Source organism: Winogradskyella helgolandensis (assembly GCF_013404085.1).
Lineage (GTDB): Bacteria > Bacteroidota > Bacteroidia > Flavobacteriales > Flavobacteriaceae > Winogradskyella > Winogradskyella helgolandensis.
Genome location: NZ_JABFHO010000001.1, coordinates 1,186,314 through 1,203,783 on the forward strand (window position 1 = coordinate 1,186,314; position 17,470 = coordinate 1,203,783).

At 33.4% G+C, this 17,470-nt stretch carries 10 protein-coding genes; 8 read left to right on the forward strand and 2 right to left on the reverse strand.

Translation table 11 applies throughout. The features are described 5' to 3' along the window. Positions 1–157 precede the first annotated feature (157 nt). The 8 genes from HM992_RS04865 to HM992_RS04900 all read left to right on the forward strand — a co-directional run bounded on the left by HM992_RS04865 (position 158) and on the right by HM992_RS04900 (position 13,760). A complete protein-coding gene (locus tag HM992_RS04865) occupies positions 158–3,277 on the forward strand; it encodes a SusC/RagA family TonB-linked outer membrane protein (protein WP_178986129.1) in 3,120 nt (1,039 codons plus the stop codon). 27 nt (positions 3,278–3,304) lie between these two features. Next, positions 3,305–4,747, forward strand: a complete 1,443-nt coding sequence (locus HM992_RS04870; protein WP_178986128.1) for a RagB/SusD family nutrient uptake outer membrane protein — start codon at positions 3,305–3,307, stop codon at positions 4,745–4,747. Between the two features lie 25 nt (positions 4,748–4,772). Next, entirely contained in the window at positions 4,773–5,651 is an 879-nt protein-coding gene (locus HM992_RS04875; RefSeq protein ID WP_179318914.1) for a PKD domain-containing protein, read from the forward strand. Between the two features lie 105 nt (positions 5,652–5,756). Next, positions 5,757–6,458 carry a FadR/GntR family transcriptional regulator gene (locus HM992_RS04880; protein ID WP_178986127.1) on the forward strand — a complete coding sequence of 234 codons (702 nt, stop codon included), beginning with the start codon at positions 5,757–5,759 and terminating at the stop codon, positions 6,456–6,458. A 13-nt stretch (positions 6,459–6,471) separates the two neighbouring features. Continuing rightward, the gene (locus tag HM992_RS04885) at positions 6,472–7,863 is read left to right on the forward strand and encodes an MFS transporter (RefSeq protein ID WP_179318915.1); all 1,392 of its coding nucleotides are present in this window, start codon (positions 6,472–6,474) and stop codon (positions 7,861–7,863) included. 35 nt (positions 7,864–7,898) lie between these two features. After that, positions 7,899–8,663 carry an SDR family NAD(P)-dependent oxidoreductase gene (locus HM992_RS04890; protein WP_178986125.1) on the forward strand — a complete coding sequence of 255 codons (765 nt, stop codon included), beginning with the start codon at positions 7,899–7,901 and terminating at the stop codon, positions 8,661–8,663. A 467-nt stretch (positions 8,664–9,130) separates the two neighbouring features. Beyond that, entirely contained in the window at positions 9,131–12,196 is a 3,066-nt protein-coding gene (locus tag HM992_RS04895; RefSeq protein ID WP_179318916.1) for a SusC/RagA family TonB-linked outer membrane protein, read from the forward strand. A 46-nt stretch (positions 12,197–12,242) separates the two neighbouring features. After that, entirely contained in the window at positions 12,243–13,760 is a 1,518-nt protein-coding gene (locus tag HM992_RS04900) for a RagB/SusD family nutrient uptake outer membrane protein (RefSeq protein WP_179318917.1), read from the forward strand. A gap of 145 nt (positions 13,761–13,905) precedes the next feature. Here the strand turns inward: HM992_RS04900 and HM992_RS04905 are convergent, their stop codons facing one another. Together HM992_RS04905 and HM992_RS04910 are read right to left on the reverse strand one after the other, a co-directional pair. Beyond that, positions 13,906–14,970, reverse strand: a complete 1,065-nt coding sequence (locus HM992_RS04905) for a fibronectin type III (protein ID WP_179318918.1) — start codon at positions 14,968–14,970, stop codon at positions 13,906–13,908. 95 nt (positions 14,971–15,065) lie between these two features. Further along, positions 15,066–17,453 carry a polysaccharide lyase 6 family protein gene (locus HM992_RS04910; protein ID WP_179318919.1) on the reverse strand — a complete coding sequence of 796 codons (2,388 nt, stop codon included), beginning with the start codon at positions 17,451–17,453 and terminating at the stop codon, positions 15,066–15,068. Positions 17,454–17,470: the final 17 nt, after the last annotated feature.

The window sequence follows — 17,470 nt, forward strand, 5'->3', positions numbered from 1 at the left end:
CAAAATTTTACATATATTTGGTAAACCAGATTGGTAAACCAATTTTTTTTGTGTAATTTTAGATAGTGTAAACCGAAATTGCAACGTGTGAATTTACCTCTAAGGTTTTAAAAATGAACTAAATAACAATCAAATAAGTAACAACTAACTATTCATTATGAAATTAAAAATCAAATCAACCTTGATTATTTTTGTCCTAATGTGCTTTTCTTTAAATGCGCAAGAGGTCGTAAATGTTAAAGGTCAAGTAGTTTCTACAACAGATGGTATGGCGGTCCCTGGTGTAAATATTATTATTGTAAATACCACCAAAGGAACCACAACGGATTTTGATGGAAACTATCAAATTCAGGTAAGTAAAGGGGATGTCTTACAATTTTCCTATTTAGGTTTTGCGACACAACTTGTTACCGTTGGTGATGCCACTACAATTAATGTGAGTTTAGCTGAGGACGCTAGTTTATTAGATGAAATTGTAGTAATCGGTTATGGTACTCAAAAGAAAAGTCATACTACAGGTTCTATATCAAAGGTAGTAAATGATGATTTAGGACAAATAGCTGTTTCTAGGGTAGATGATGCTTTAGTTGGGCAAGTTTCAGGTGTAAATATACAAGCTACAGATGGTGAAGCAGGAGCTGCACCTACAATTACGATTCGTGGTGTAGGTTCAATGGCAGGTGATTCTACTCCTTTAATTGTTGTAGATGGTGTTATTGTGGATCCAGACTTTTTAGGGTCTTTAAATATGAATGATGTTGAGTCTTTTGAAATACTTAAAGATGCTGCATCTGCTGCAATTTATGGTTCAAAAGGTTCAAATGGTATCATTATGATTACTATGAAATCTGGTATAGAAGGTAAAACAAGAATTACCTATAGTACATATACCGGTTTTAAAGAAGCTAGAAAAAGTGATGCTTATGGTTATACAACACAAAGTTGGGCAGACCAACAAATGAAAGATAATGGTGAAATATCTATTTATACCCAAGCACAATTACAAACTGGTACAGACCGTTCTTGGCAAGATGTGTTTTTTGATGGAGGTTCTATAACAAGTCATGCACTTTCGTTTAGAGGAGGTAATAAAAGCACTAAGTTTTCAGCGAGTTTAAACTATTCTGATGATGAAGGTGTATTGTTAGGTGACAACTACACAAAATACGGAGCAAGATTAAAGCTAGATAATAAAATAAATGATAAGGTCTCTATTGGAGTCAACTTGAGTCCTTCTTATACTGATAGAGTACGGTTTTCAGAATCTGTTCATAACGTTGCAAGACATCAACCTTGGTTGCCTATATACCACGATGAGTATACACTGCAATTAGTAGATCCTGTTGCATTTCCTGTTGAAGTAGGAGATTACGTTAGACAAAATCACTTTACATTATTTGATTTTAATGGTGATGGTGTATTTGACGAAGAGCTTTTTAATATCGGTAATAGTACAAACCAAAACCCTTATGCTCGAGTTACTGAACGAAATAGAGTGGATAAAAAATTCAAGATGTTTGGTAGTGTATATGGTAAATATAAAATGGCAAAAGGTTTAACTTATACGACGACTTTATCTGGGTCTATTCAAGATACTAAAAGAACGGATTATATGGGTACATTGGCTAGAGAACAACCTACTGATGCTTATATGGTTGAAACCAACCAAAAGGAACAATATTATATTTTTGATAATTTTATTAACTACGATATCAGTTTTGGCAAACATGAATTGGGTGTCACTTTAGGTAATTCTATTGAGACGAGAGATTATTTCTTCTCTACGATTAAAGGTATAGGTTATGAGAATGATATTGTACAGCAAATTTCAGGGGCAACTACTATTGTTGCTGAAGAAACATTTGGTATGGAATGGCAGAAAAGAGGTATTTCATATATCTCAAGATTAAATTATGCTTACGATGATAAGTACTTGTTGTCATTCAGTATGCGTAGAGATGGTAGTTCAATCTTTGGATCAGATTTCAAATACGGTAATTTTGCTGCAGCATCTTTAGGGTGGAATGTAGCTGATGAAAACTTTTTAAGAGATAGCAATGTTATTTCAACACTTAAATTGCGTGCAAGTTATGGTGTTACAGGTAACGACCGTTTAAACACGGGAAGTGTAGATCCAGATGCTCAGGGTAGTACGTCTGTATTAAGTTCAGATAACGTTTTACAAGATTATTATCCGCATTTGTCATTATTAGATTTGACGTCTTATGTTGTAGATGGAACGATAACAACAGGTTATTCTCCTTTAAATCTAGCTAACCCTGAATTAAAATGGGAGCGATTAGTTGAGATTAATCCTGGTGTTGATTTTGGATTTTTAAATAATAAAATTACAGGTTCTGTAGATTGGTATCAAAGAACAAGTGATCAATTATTATTGAATAACCCAGTGTCATCTACTACAGGTTTTAACAGTGCCTTAGTTAATTTAGGTGAAGTAAAAAACGAAGGTTTTGAGTTTGAGTTAAGAACAAGAAACATAAATAAAAGAAATTTCTCATGGCAGTCTACCATTATTGCGACAACCAATGAAAACACCTTAGTTGATTTTGCAGATTCAGATGGGCAAATTACAAGTATAGATCCTACGAGACCAGCAGAATGGATTAACCAAGAAGGGCAACCAATATCATCTTTTTACGGTTATGTTGTAGAAGCAGAAGTGCCTATTGAATATAGAGACAGACCTTACAGACATGTTGGTAATCAATTTGGATTGGTACAAGTAAAGGATTTAAATGGTGATGGTGTATTAGATGAAGAAGATAAAACTATTTTAGGTAATCCTTACCCAGAATTAATTTGGAGTTTTACTAATGATTTTAAAATTGGAAACTTAGATTTTTCAATTATGTTCCAAGGATCGCATGGTGCAGAAGTAAGAAACATTGGTGACCACTATTTATTTAGTCATAATAATAACAGAACGTTGATTTCTGATGTTGTTCCAGATAGTTACAATACTGATTTCTTGGTAGATAAGTATTTTACAAACAGTGTTATACAAGATGCGTCTTATATCGCATTAAGAAATATTAATATTGGCTACAGTTTTCCTGAGAATTTAGTAACTGAATTAGGACTTTCTAAATTAAGAGTATATGCATCAGGTCAGAATTTATTGTATAAAACTGCAGATGGTTATACTGGCTGGAATCCTGAAGCTTTAGATAAAACAAGTCCAACGCAATACGGATACCAAAGAGGTGGATCTCCAATATATAGAACCATATCATTTGGGTTAGACGTAGATTTTTAAAAAATTAATTGCTTAATACACTATATTATGAAATTTAAAAAATATATACAGATTCTATTAATAGGAGTTATAGCAACTTCGTGTAGCGATTTTCTAGAGCCAGCACCAAGCTCTGCAATAACATCAGAAAATTATTATACAACTGTAGATGAATTAGAAAGTGCTCTAATGGGAGCATATGATGCTATACAAGGAGATGGTAGTTATGATAAGGATGAAAATCACGGTGTGCAATATGAGTTTTATATTACAGAGATGCGAAGTGGAAATACAGCAACTAAAATTGCAGATCCAGATGATTTTTCTGACTCAGGGCAATTTGAATCATTTGATGTACTCGCAACCAATGGTCTTGTAGCAAATTATTACTCTAGTTTTTATCAGGTTATTTTTAGAGCTAATGTTGTTTTAGAAAATTTAGGAAATGTAGATGATGATACGTCTGCTATAGAAGCAGAAGCGAAATTTATTAGAGCCTATGCCTATTTTAACTTGGTAAGATTATTTGGCGATATTCCATTAGTGGATCATGTGCTATCACCTTTAGAAAAAGACACTCAATTTATTAGAGTTGATACAAACTTAGTTTATGATTTAATCGTTAGCGATTTGCAAACTGCTGTTTTAGGATTAGATAATACGTATAAAACTAGAGCTTCAAAAGCTGCAGCGCAAGGCTTATTAGCAAAAGTTTATCTTACCTTAGAAGAGCCAGAATACGTTCAAGCTCAATTATTGCTTGAAGAAATTATTGGTGATGCTGAATATAGTTTGGTTGATTTTAACGATGTATTTTACTCAGAGTTAAATTCAGAAATCATTTTTGCAATTGGATACGAAAGTATTAATGATAGTCAGACCTTTTCAGCACAATGGATGAATGGAGTTGGTAATTCTAGTGGTTTAAATTACGCGACATATGATTTGGTTGATGATTTCAACGAATTTGGAGGTGATAGATCACAATATTCTTTTAGACAAGATCCTGTTCATTTAACCTCTGTGAGATATCAATGTGCTAAGTATTTTCCTGATGGAGATAACGGAGGAGATACACCAACGGCTGATTTTACATCTAGTGCGAACCCTGAATTAGCAGGAAATGATTGGATTGTATTACGTTATGCTGACGTGTTATTATTGCATGTAGAAGCTATTATGGCTGGTGCAGATCAAACAAGTGCAACTGCTGCTTTAGCATCTTTTCAAGAAGTTAGAAACAGAGCAGGTTTAACGGATCCAGTTTCAGAAATTACGGTGGATGACTTATTATTAGAAAGACGTATGGAATTAGCTTTTGAAAATCACAGACTATTCGATTTAATTCGCTTAGGTAAAGCACAAGAAGTACTATCTGCTTATTCTGATCTTAACGGATTCGGGTTTACATCATCAGATTTGTTACTGCCTTTACCTCAAAATGAAGTTAATATAAGTGATGGTTTAATGATTCAAAATCCAAACTATTAGAAATTTTAATTAAAAAAATTTAAAAATGAAAAATATTAATAGAATAAAAAGATGTGTTTCACAAAAGCTTATGACCACTTTACTACTTGTAGTTAGTGTTGTAATGGTATCTTGTGACCCTTCAATTGATGCGTTAGCTTTCGATTTGCCAGAAGCTAATTCGCAAGAAGACTTAACACCACCATCAGCTGAATTTACAGCTTCGGTAACTGCGGATTATTTGACTTATACGTTTGCTAATGAATCTAGAAGTGCAACAACGTACTTATGGAACTATGGTGATGGTAATAGCTCAACAGATTTAGACGGAATTAATACATTTCCAGGAGAAGGAACTTATACCGTAACACTAACAGCAACTGATGATTTAGGTGTTTCTAACGCTTATTCAGAAGAAATAATTGTTGTAGAACCAATAATTCCACCGACGTTAATTCCAGAAATTCTTGAAGCAGGTTTTGATAATGGAAACGATAGTAGAGATCCATGGAGAAACTCAGACCTTGGAGGAGTTATTCAAATTACATCTTCAAATGGATATCATGAAGGATCGAATGGTGCAAAATTACCAACTTCAGGAGACAGAATTGGTTATCAATTAATAGGTGAATTTACACCTAATGAGCTTTATGAATTAAAATTTAAATTTGCATTTAGAGATCAAGATTCAGACAGTAATGGTAGTATCACAGTAGCAATGGTTGAAGCAATGAATTCAATAGATCAGCTTGAAGACAATACAATTAGTAGCATTACTTACACCGAAGATGTTTCAGGAGTTGGTGCTATGGTTAGTGGGTCGTTAATATTTAATTCAGGAGGCAATTCAGCTTTAGCCATATTCTTTTATAATGATTCAGATGAAGCTTATATTGATTCTTTTGAAATTGATGCACTAGAATAGTCTATTGTCTTTTTTTATCATAATAAATTAAAGATGAAAATTTAGAAATAACAATTACTGTCTTATTTTTGGGCAAAAAATAGAGTCATTATTACAAATTTTTATATGAAATTAGATACACAAACGAAGTCGGACAGTTCAAATATTCAAAATGAGATTATCTCTAATATTGGAGAATTAATCAATGTAAAAAATCTTGAACCTGGTGATAAGTTGCCCTCTGAGCGAACGTTATCCGAAAAGTTTAATGTATCTAGAAGTGTAATAAGGGATGCTATTCAAAAATTAGAGCTGTATGGTTTATTAAAATCTAGACCACAGAGCGGAACTTTCGTTGCTAATATTGGTGTTATTGCTATGAATGGAATGATTGACGATATTCTAAGATTAGAAGATCAAGATTTTAAAGCCCTAGTAGAAACAAGAATTCTTTTAGAATTAAAAACAGTAAGATTAGCCTCAACAAGAAGAACAAAGGAGGATTTAGAGAATATGAAATCTGCTTTAACGGCATATGCAAAGAAGGTAAGCAACGGAGAACCGGCTGTTGAAGAAGATCTTTTATTTCATCTGGCAATTGCTAAAGCTAGTAAAAATGCTACCATTAATACATTTATGTTAATGATAACCCCAGAAATTATTACAAATTTTGAAACGCATCATGTTTGTGATAAAGGTTTAGCATTACAAGGAATAGAAGAGCATGAAGCGATATATAATGCTATTGAGCAACAAAATCCTCAACTAGCAAAGCAAAAAATGAAAGATCACTTTAGTGAGTTGTATCAGTATTGTTACAATGTTTAAAATGAAGTAAATTATGCAAAAAAGTAGAAAAATTAAAGGCTTACGCTGGTGGGTAGTGGCGTTAATAGCGATTGCGACGATTATTAATTATATAGATCGTACGTCACTAAGCGTTCTTTGGCCAGAAATTGCAAATGATTTATATCCAGGACACACGGCAGATGAAACAAAAGCTATTTATGCATTAATTTCGATCATATTCGTTTTTTCTTATGCATTTGGACAAGCGATATTTGGAAAGATTTTCGATTGGGTAGGTACCCGAATGGGATTTGTACTCTCAATAGGTGTTTGGTCTGTTGCTACGGCATTACATGCTTTTGCTAATGGTATTTTAAGTTTTGGAATATTCCGCGCCATATTAGGAGTCTCAGAAGCAGGAAACTGGCCAGGAGCAACTAAAGGAAATGCGGAATGGTTTCCCACCAAAGAGCGTGCTCTGGCCCAAGGTATTTTTAATTCAGGAGCAGCAATTGGTGGTATTATTTCCATACCGTTAATTGCAACTTTATCAATATATTTTAGTTGGAAAACGATATTCATTCTCATAGGTTTAGCGGGTTTACTTTGGTTAATTCCATGGTGGGTTTTAGTGAAATCAGCACCTAAAGATCACCCTTGGATTACCGAGGAAGAACGTGAATATATTTTAACAGGCCAAAAAAACGAGGATTTTGATGGAGATGGAGTACCAGATCAAGAATACAACCCTAATACTGCTGAATTACTCGGTCATAAACAAAGTTGGGGTGTTATATTAGCGTCAGCGGCGATTGACCCAATTTGGTGGCTGTTCGTTTTCTGGATACCAATTTATCTAAATGAAGTTTTTGCTATGGACGTTAAGTCAATGGCATTATATGGCTGGGTTCCTTATGCTGGTGCAATGGTAGGTGCTTATTATGGTGGTATTTTAGCGCGAAGTAAACTTAAAAAAGGATGGAACGTTGATAAAACACGTAAAATGGTAATTACTCTTGGTTGTTTAGTAATGTTGCCAGCATTATTAGCAATGTCTAATCCCCTAGGTATTGAAACAGCAGTTATTGACTTTTTGAATGGTCTTGGGGCTATAGATATAAGTATATCAGATATGCAAAATCCAGGAGCAACAACTGCGGTAATATTGATGGCCATTATTTTATTCGGTTTTCAAACAGCTATTGGGAATGTACAAACGTTACCGAGTGATCTTTTTAGTGGGAAAACAGTAGGGTCTTTGGCTGGCTTTTCAGGTATGGCAGCTAAACTTACAGCGGCAGGTTTAACCTATTTAGTACCTTGGTTAACTAGCGGTGGAAATTATACACCAGCTTTTATAATAGGTGCAACTTTAGCGCTATTAACAGTTGCTAGTGTTTGGATATTTATTCCAAAAGTAAAACCAATGACAAAAAAAGTATAACATAATTATATATTAAATCAGTAAAATCAGTAAAAATGAGTAATAATAAAGGAAAAGTAGCTATAGTAACAGGAGCTACAGGCGGAATAGGTTTTGAAGTAGCAAAAAGATTAGGTTCAGATGGGTATACTGTAGTTTTAAACGGTATTGATGATGAAGCTGGTGTAGAAAGAGTAAAGGAGCTTACAGCGGCTGGAATTACAGCTGAATATCTTGGCTTTGATGTTACGAAAGAGGATCAAGTAACTTCAAATATCACTAAAATTGGTGAGAAGTATGGTAGAATAGATGTACTTGTAAACAATGCAGGTGGTTTAGGTGGAAGATCTAGATTTGAGGAAATGACAACAGATTTTTACAGATTTGTAATGGCATTAAACTTAGATTCTGTGTTTTTTGCTTCAAGAGCAGCAATACCTTTCTTGAAAAAAGGTGAGCACCCTTCTATAATTAACTATACATCAAATGCAGGATGGACCGCAGGTGGACCAGGTGCTGGTATCTATGGTACGTCTAAAGCAGGTGTTCATGCCATTACTAGAGCATTAGCAAAAGATTTAGCTGAATACGGAATTAGAGTAAATGCAGTATCACCAGGTACTATTGATACACCATTCCACGCGCAGATTAAAGCAACCAAACCAGAAGTTTTTGCTTCTTGGGCTAACAATATTATGTTAGGAAGATTAGGTCAGCCAGAGGATGTTGCTGGTGTGATTTCATTTTTAGCTAGTAAAGATGCTTCTTTTATTACAGCTGAAACTATCCAAATTGGTGGTGGACAAGCGTTAGGTATCTAAAAGAGAGTAAATTAAAATTAAGTGAAGCGTTACTGTTGAAAGACAGTAACGCTTTTTTTGTGCAATCTATCTTAGCTGAAAGGCTAAATGTCTTTTTGCTTATTTTGAGTAAGATGATTTTTTCCAATTCTCACAGTAATTCATCCAATTATTGATGTTATTCCTTTTTCTATTAATAACGATAGATCCTTTAGGATGGTTGATTGCATATTATCAGTTATTTATGACTAAACCTCTGTATGTAATATCGTTTTTTAACTCTTTTTAAAAAAAATGAGATTAAAGTTACTAAAACGTTGTAGTTAACAGAAAATTAACTAAATTTGGTAAACCAGTTTGGTATACCAATTTGGTTTACCAATAGTAACAGGTCGATTTTTTTCTTATATCTCTACTTTATTAATACTACAAGTAAGTAAGAAATCGAAACTATAAATAAAGAATTAATAATTAAAACAACTAATCTTATGCAACAACAACTCAAATTTTTCAACATGAAATGGATACCCTTATTGGTGTTTGTTTTATTTGGCTCAGCGTTATATGCTCAGCAAACAGTTACAGGTACTGTTATTAGTCAACCTGACGGATTGCCCTTACCAGGTGCCAATATTCTTGTACAAGGAACTGCTATTGGTTCTACTACAGATATGGATGGTAAATATACTATTGAAGTACAAGATGGTACTGCTGTCTTAGTATTTAGTTATGTTGGTTTTACTCCTCAAAACGTTACCGTAGGTGATAAAACAGTAATAGATGTAGTATTAGTAGAAGATGCTAGTCAACTTAGCGAAATAGTAGTCGTTGGTTATGGTGCTCGTAGAAAAAGTGATGTAACAGGTTCGGTATCTTCTGTAAAAGCAGATGAATTAACTGCCTTTGCCGTGTTAGATGCAGAACAAGCGCTTCAAGGTCGTGCAGCTGGTGTAGTTGTACAATCTAATAATGGTGGTGAGCCAGGCGCTCCAATTAAAATAAACATTAGAGGTAACACGTCTATTAATGCAAGTAGTGATCCTCTTATTGTTGTAGATGGATTTGTTGGTGCAAATATGCCTCAGGCAGGTGATATTGAATCATTACAAGTTTTAAAAGATGCTTCTGCAACTGCTATTTATGGTTCTCGTGGATCTAATGGTGTTGTTTTAGTAACGACTAAAAAAGGTAGAAATGGTAAATTAGTTGTTGAATTAAATACAACTTATGCGGTTCAAAATACAGCCAATAGTTTAGATTTATTAAACGCTAGTGATTTTGCAGATTATCAAAATCAGATTAGAACTAATCAAGGTAATTCTACTCCTTATGTTCAAGGAGATTATGATACAGATTGGCAAGATTTAATATATAGAGCTGGAAGTACTTCTAACACGCAACTTTCATTTTCAGGAGGTACAGATAATGTAAACTATTATGCTTCTGGTACCTATTTTAAACAAGAAGGTATACTTGTTAATTCTGATTACGAAAGAGTATCATTCTTGTCAAATATAGATGCAAAGGTCACTGATAAATTAAAAGTTGGATTGAATTTAACAGGTGGATTAAATAAGAAGTCTGGTGTTCCAACACAATCAGATGGTTCAGTTACTGTTGGTGGTGATGATGTGGTTTCTTTAGCCATGCGATTTGCTCCAGATAAAGGGATATATAATGATGACGGTAGTTTTTCAACAAACGATAGAATAGGTGATGCGGTTGATAACCCATATGCTGTGGCAACACAAAGAGATGATGATACTGAAATAGAAAATTTCAGAGCAAATTTCTACGCAAATTATGATATTATTGAAGGGCTTACTTTTAAAACAACTTTTGGTATAAGTACTGAAAATGAATTTAGAGGAATTTACATGCCAAGAACATTAGAAATTACAGCAGGTGGAACTACACAAGGTAGAGCTATTATGATGGAAGATAAAAGTAAGAGTGTTTTAAGTGAAAATTATTTAACGTATACGAAAGAGATTGGAAAAGGTAACTTAACGTTATTAGCGGGTTATTCTTATCAAAACTCAACGCGTAAAGGCTTTTTTAGTGAAGGTACAGGAACGCTTTCTGATTCATTTTCTTACTATGGATTATACACTGCAACTAGTTTAATAAATGGAACAAGTGGTGATATTTATTCAACTGAAACAGAAATTCAATCGCAATTTGGTAGAGTAAATTACGATTATAATGATAAGTATTTATTTACAGCTACAGTAAGAAGAGATGGTGCGTCTAACTTCGCAGAAAACGAAAAATATGCCATTTTCCCCTCAGCTGCATTAGGTTGGAAAGTTTCTAACGAAGATTTCTTAATGGATCATGAAACAATTTCTAACTTAAAATTAAGAGTTAGTTATGGTGTAACTGGTAACCCTTCAATTGGAGCTTACGAATCTTTAGCTAGTTTAGCTAGTTTATATGCCTCTAGCAATGGTATAACTGTACCAGCTATTACTCCTTACCAAACGGCTAACCCAGACTTAAAATGGGAGTCTTCTTACCAAACAAACATTGGTGTAGATTTAGGTTTATTAAATAATAGAATATCAATGTCTTTAGATTACTATAACATTGCGACTAAAGATGTTCTAATGTTTGATAATAGTATTCCTTGGTATTTTGGTTACCTTAATGATCAAATTATTACCAACGTTGGAGAGATTAACAATAAAGGATTTGAAATTTCTATAAACTCTAGAAACATTGTAAAAGATGATTTCAGTTGGTCTACAGACTTAGTATTCTCTAAGAATAAAAATACAGTGGAAACTTTAATTAATGGGGCTGATTATTTCGGTGATGGTGCGCCTAGTTATTTTAGTGTTGATAACAACTATTTATTGAGAGAAGGTGAAGAAGTAGGGTTATTTTATGGCTACGATTATGCTGGTGTTTATCAAGGTGGTGCTGTACCAGCTGGTACAGCTATGTTACCAGATGGTGAAGCTGGTGATCCATTATTTTTAGATTTAGATGGTAATGGAGATATAAATAATGATGACAGAAAAGTGATTGGTAATCCTAATCCTGATTTTACTTGGGGTATAACAAATAGCTTTAAGTACAAAAACTTTGATTTAAATATCTTTTTTCAAGGTTCACAAGGTGGTGAAATTTTTAACATGACTAACGTTCAGTTAAATAATGGAGATGCTAACACAACTTATGATTATTATAACAACGCATGGACACCTTCAAACCCTAATACAAACCAACCTCGTGTAGGTAATAATAGCTTTAGAGAAATTTCTTCTCGTTTTGTTGAAGATGGTAGCTATGTTAGATTAAAGAATCTTGCTATAGGTTATACGTTCCCAGCGGAAATTATTGAAGACTTAGGAATAGAAAATTTAAGACTTTCTGTAAGTGCTCAAAACTTACTAACCTTTACAAGCTACTCTGGTTTAGATCCTGAGGTTAATTATTTCGGAGCTTCTGGTAATAATAACACATCGAGTAACACTGTTAGAGGATTTGATTTTGGAAATTATCCAACTGTAAGATCGTTTAGTTTTAGTCTAAGTGCGAAGTTTTAATCGTATGTCGAAGAAAAAGAACAGTTTAAATTAAAAAGAAAAAATTATGAATACTTATAAAATATTATTGTTATTGATGGGATTGTCAATAATGGGATGCTCTGATTTAGAAGAGGAGCCAGTTGGATTATTATCTCCAGATGGATTCTTTTCTACAACTCAAGATATCCAAACAGCAGTTGATGGTGCACTAACCCACGCCATTAATGAAGAGATTTGGGGAAGAAAATTGTCTATGTCATTACTATTGCGTTCAGATATGGCTGAGCTTATGTCAGGACAACCATACAGAGCAGAAATGGATATGCATAACGTTTCAGGAGATAATGAAATGGTATATGATCCATGGACAAGAATGTGGTTAGGTATTAGTGCAGCGAATAATGCTATTGCAGGTGCAGAAAGCGTAGGAGTGAATGAAGAAGTTAAGAACCCTGTTGTGGCTCAGGCTTATTTTGCAAGAGCATTTTATTATTTTCACTTGGTAAGATTATTTGGAGATATCCCTTATTTTGATAGTCCAGCAGGTGATGAAGCTGATTTTAGTGTTAGTTTAACATCAGAATCAGATGTGTATGATAATATCATTTCAGATTTACAATTTGCCAAAACTTGGTTGCCAACAACGGTGGCTTCTAGAGCTATACCATCAAAAGCGGCAGCAAGTTCTTATTTGGCTTTAGTGTATTTAACTAGAGCAGGTACAAATGATATGACTTATTTTCAATTAGCATTTGATGAAGCTAAAGAAGTGATTGATAACAAAGGAGAATACCAATTAGACTTAGATCCAGATTTTCAAACGTTATTTAATGCTAATAAAATTGATAATTCTCTTGAGCCCATTTTTGCACTTGATTATAATAGTGTTGAAGCAGAAGATAATGCTTATGACCAAACAGCTCCAATGACTGGTATTAGAGGTGATTCTGGCTGGTCTGTTATTGTACCTTCAATGGCGGTTTATAATTCTTTTGAAGATGGTGATTATAGAAAAAACGTGAGTTTCCAAACAGAAGCTACTATTAACGAGACTTTAGTAGACTATACTCAGTTTGATATAAGCGGACATGAACATGCGGCAAACAGACCATATATTGCAAAGTATACGCGTTACCCTGGGGAATTTGCTCGTGGTGATAAAAGAGCAACAAGTCATAATTATTCAATGTTGCGTTATGCAGAAGTATTATTAATAGCAGCTGAAGCTGGTGTTGAAATAGGAAGTCCTTTAGCTCTTGGTTATCTAAATGAAGTTAGAACTAGAGCAAGAAATGGTGGGGAATCTACATCTGGTGGTTATACTGAGGTTACAATTGCACCAAGTACTGTACCTGCAAATCTAGCATCAATTACAGTTGCAGATGTATTAGAAGAGCGTAGATTAGAATTGGCGTTTGAATGTAAGAGATGGTACGACATCAAAAGAAGACAATTAGGAGATCAAGTATTTGGTTCTACCGGACTTGAAGGTAATAAATCTGATTGGAATTCTAGTGTTGACTACGATACTCCAATACCACAAGAAGAGATAGATAGAAATCCAAACCTTGGAGGATTATAAAAGTAAAGATTAATTGAGTTGGTTACTGTCCTTGTGTTTATAGTTATTATAAATGCAAGGACAGTTTTTTTATAACTGTTTTCAGCTTATAAATTAGATTTAGTATTTATAACAAGATGAAAGGATTGAGAAATTTTAGTAATTACTAAATGGTAAATTTTAATACTTTGATGCTGCGCTTAGACTTCTTAAAGACAATATAATAGTCTCCAGAATTTAAACCTGAAACGTCTAATTTGTGCTTTTTAAAACGATTTTCAGAATCCATAATATGACCAAAAGTATCATAGAGTTCTACGTGGTCATAATCTTGAGCTCTAACATTTTTAAAGTTTAAAACACCTTTTGAAGCTTCTAAATTTAATTGGTTTTCTTCTACTTGTGCTTCTAAATCTGATAATGATAAAGGACCAAATTCTTCAATACTGAAATTAGCGAATCGAATAATTTCATCTTTTATATCATTGCTATGTTTTAAGCTTCTATAAAGTCCCCATTTTGGTCTAGAAAAAGTAGCACCATTTTGCCATGTATCCATTTCATCATTACTGTAATTGAATACAGAAGCACCATTGGAGACACGATTAATAGTAATGTTGTAACTGCCTTTATTAGAAAAATAAATAGTTTCAGTAACTTCTACCCAGTGCCCTCTTAGTAAATTTAGATCCGCAGTTTTAATAGTTGCTTGGTTGTCAGTTGGAGTGTATCTTAATTCTATTCGATCTGGATTACCCTTGCGAAGCGTTAAGGTAATCATTGGTATAGATTCGTAAGGGCCACCTACAGCTTTAATTTGATGAATATGTGTAAAACTAGAAGAAACTTGAAAATCACTAGATAACTTAAATTTCCATTTATATGTAACAGTTTCTCCTTCTATAGCTTTTAAATGATCTGGTGAAGAGGCATAGGTTTTAATCTCAACACGCTGTCTGTCAAATTTTTTACATCGGTCATTATCTGGAGTTTTATGCGCGATAAATCGAAATACATAAGTATTTAATTCGGCATCAAAAACTTCACTAATATGTCGCCCAAAATCAGAATGCGCACAGTCTGGTGTCTCAACGGCATTATAGCCAGGTGCTAAAATGGTATTGATGTCTTCATAAGTATGGCCTGGTTCATTGGCGTTTAATACCGTTTGTGAAAACCCTAAAGTGATTCCTAAAAATGTAATGCTTAAATTCAACAAGGGTCTTCTCATAGTTTAATATTAAATAATTAATAATGAAATTTATAGGAGGTCACTTAGTAAATTCTAACATGTTTTATGGTGTTAGACTCTTCTGCTTAACACCATTAATGTGTAAGCCCTATCAGCGCTTTTCCGTTATTATCTTTAAGTAATGGTGATTTTTTACTTGGAATATAGTTGTCTTTATCTTCCCATCTTGGGCTTTTAAAAATTAAGTCTATTTCTTTGGCTCCTTTTGTTATTTTTGGATAACCGTTATCGTCAAATAAGCAATTTGATATCACATTATTTAAACCTTGTAAATTAATAGGTGTTTGAGCTTTATAACTATTAACAAAAGCTGAATTTTTGATGGTTACATCATGAATACCATTAGTGATAAGCGTTCTTCCTTTTTCTTCATTAGCCACCTTATCAAATACGCTATTGGTAACTATTAGTTTACCACCTTCAATATTTACATTGGGTGTGTTTCTTATGTAATTTACAGCAAATTCTTCAATATTTTTGAAAACACAATTATCAATACTAATTTCTAAGGCACTGTATTTTCCTAAATTATCTTTATCGTAAGACAAGTTTAAACCTCTAAAACTATCTGAAAATTCACAATTTTTAAATGTTAAACTGCTGGCTAACGTACCTTCATAGGCTTTAAAAATACTACCTCCATTCTGAGTTGTGAAATTTTTGAATGTACAGTTTTCTGCATTAAGTGTATACATTGTAGATTCCATTTTATCAGGTGATACTATAGCATACTTAGGTGGTTGGTTGTGTGTTGCATCAAAAGTGATATTCTTAAGAGTCAATGCTCCTCCTTCATTAATACGAATAAAATAAGTGAATGGGTTTTCTATATCATCTTGCATTTTAAATACAGTATTACCATCACCTGAACCAAGTATAGTGATGTTTTTCCCCGTTTTAAGGCCTTTGTTAAATTCATATACACCAGCTTTTAATGTAATAATATCACCATCTTTAGCCTTACTAAATACTTTAGATAATGTACCAATGCCTGGTTCTACAATTAAATCTTCGGGTTTAGTGACAGGAGCCACAATATTGGGTTGCCATCCAGGACCTGTTCTTGCGATTATAGCTCTTGGAATTTTAGTGTTATTAAGGTTAAATGCGCCTGCAACATAAGGATCTCTAGCAGAATCTGTAATATCTTTTAGAGGGCTTTTAGACGTTTTAGTGACACTTTTTAGTGCGTCATTATTATCAGTTGGCATTGGCAATGACTTTAAAAGCGCCCAATCTATACTTGCCTTTGTAAAATATTGTGAATTAACCATCGCTTCACTATCTACAATATTTCCCGAAAAAGTTATACCATCAACACTATCTACTGTTTCTAAAATCTTAGTAGAATTAGTATTGGTTATAATATTATTTGCAAAAACAGTATTAATTGGAGCAAGACTTAGTTCATCATTTTTACCACCACCAAATGTCATAGGACCACAATTAATAATGGTATTATTTTGTATGTCAACATTATTAACTTGGTTATAGCGATTTAAAGGAGAATTAGGAACTCCATTCATTAAAACGATAGGACCTCTATAATCGTTTCCCGCTAGACCTATTAATAAATTATTTCTTACAATATGGCCTTCATTAATAATTCTAATACCACCCGTTTGAGAAACGTTATTCCCTAAAAATACATTGCCTTCCACAAGAGCGTTATTACCATGTCTTAGTGTTAAAGTCCCTTTACTTTCAATAAAAAGATTATTTCTAAAAATATTATCTCCAGATTTGTTTGAAATAATTTCTATCTCACCATCACATTGTTTAAATGTATTGCTCTCAACAAGCGTTTTAGAAGATTTCATAGAGTTGTCACTTGTACCAATTCTAATTGTTTCACCTCCGTTTTCACCTAAATCTGGTCTCTGGCCAAAATAATTATAATCTATTTTGTGATTGTTTTCAATATGTTCTTCGCCTTTTAACCAAACGACAAGTGTTGTTCCTGCAGAAGTTTTACCAGTAAAGTTGTTGTGATCTACTCTGTTATTTTTACCCCACATATCAACCCAATGATTTTTAATGTTATCATCAGCAACATCAAAATAGGAAATCGTAGAGTTGGTAAACCTACAGTTATTGGCAAATTCGTTTGAGTTTTTTCTGAACTGCACAACAAATTTTTCATTCGTTTTTCCATCCTTAAACCAAAGGCCACTAACAATGACATAATTGCCATAAATACTTAAACTAGAACTACCAGTTAGAATCACTTCTCCAGGCGTTTCCGCTTTAACAATTATTGGATTTTCTGCAGTTCCATTACCATAGGCTGAAAGTTTAGCATCTTTCCATTCTCCATTTTTTAAAATGATAGTGCCACCTGTGCTAACTTTAGAAATAGCAGCATTATACTCTTCGAGGTTTGAAACTGTAATATCTTGAGCATTTAAAAAACCTATGAATAAAAAAGAGCTAACAAGAAGTAAGAGATGTGATGTTTTCATGTGTTAAATTAGTTCAA

Excerpts from the sequence above, each read along its gene's own strand:
- HM992_RS04865 (WP_178986129.1), top strand. The coding sequence starts at position 158 with ATGAAATTAAAAATCAAATCAACCTTGATTATTTTTGTCCTAATGTGC.
- HM992_RS04870 (WP_178986128.1), top strand. The coding sequence starts at position 3,305 with ATGAAATTTAAAAAATATATACAGATTCTATTAATAGGAGTTATAGCA.
- HM992_RS04875 (WP_179318914.1), top strand. The coding sequence starts at position 4,773 with ATGAAAAATATTAATAGAATAAAAAGATGTGTTTCACAAAAGCTTATG.
- HM992_RS04880 (WP_178986127.1), top strand. The coding sequence starts at position 5,757 with ATGAAATTAGATACACAAACGAAGTCGGACAGTTCAAATATTCAAAAT.
- HM992_RS04885 (WP_179318915.1), top strand. The coding sequence starts at position 6,472 with ATGCAAAAAAGTAGAAAAATTAAAGGCTTACGCTGGTGGGTAGTGGCG.
- HM992_RS04890 (WP_178986125.1), top strand. The coding sequence starts at position 7,899 with ATGAGTAATAATAAAGGAAAAGTAGCTATAGTAACAGGAGCTACAGGC.
- HM992_RS04895 (WP_179318916.1), top strand. The coding sequence starts at position 9,131 with ATGCAACAACAACTCAAATTTTTCAACATGAAATGGATACCCTTATTG.
- HM992_RS04900 (WP_179318917.1), top strand. The coding sequence starts at position 12,243 with ATGAATACTTATAAAATATTATTGTTATTGATGGGATTGTCAATAATG.
- HM992_RS04905 (WP_179318918.1), bottom strand. The coding sequence starts at position 14,970 with ATGAGAAGACCCTTGTTGAATTTAAGCATTACATTTTTAGGAATCACT.
- HM992_RS04910 (WP_179318919.1), bottom strand. The coding sequence starts at position 17,453 with ATGAAAACATCACATCTCTTACTTCTTGTTAGCTCTTTTTTATTCATA.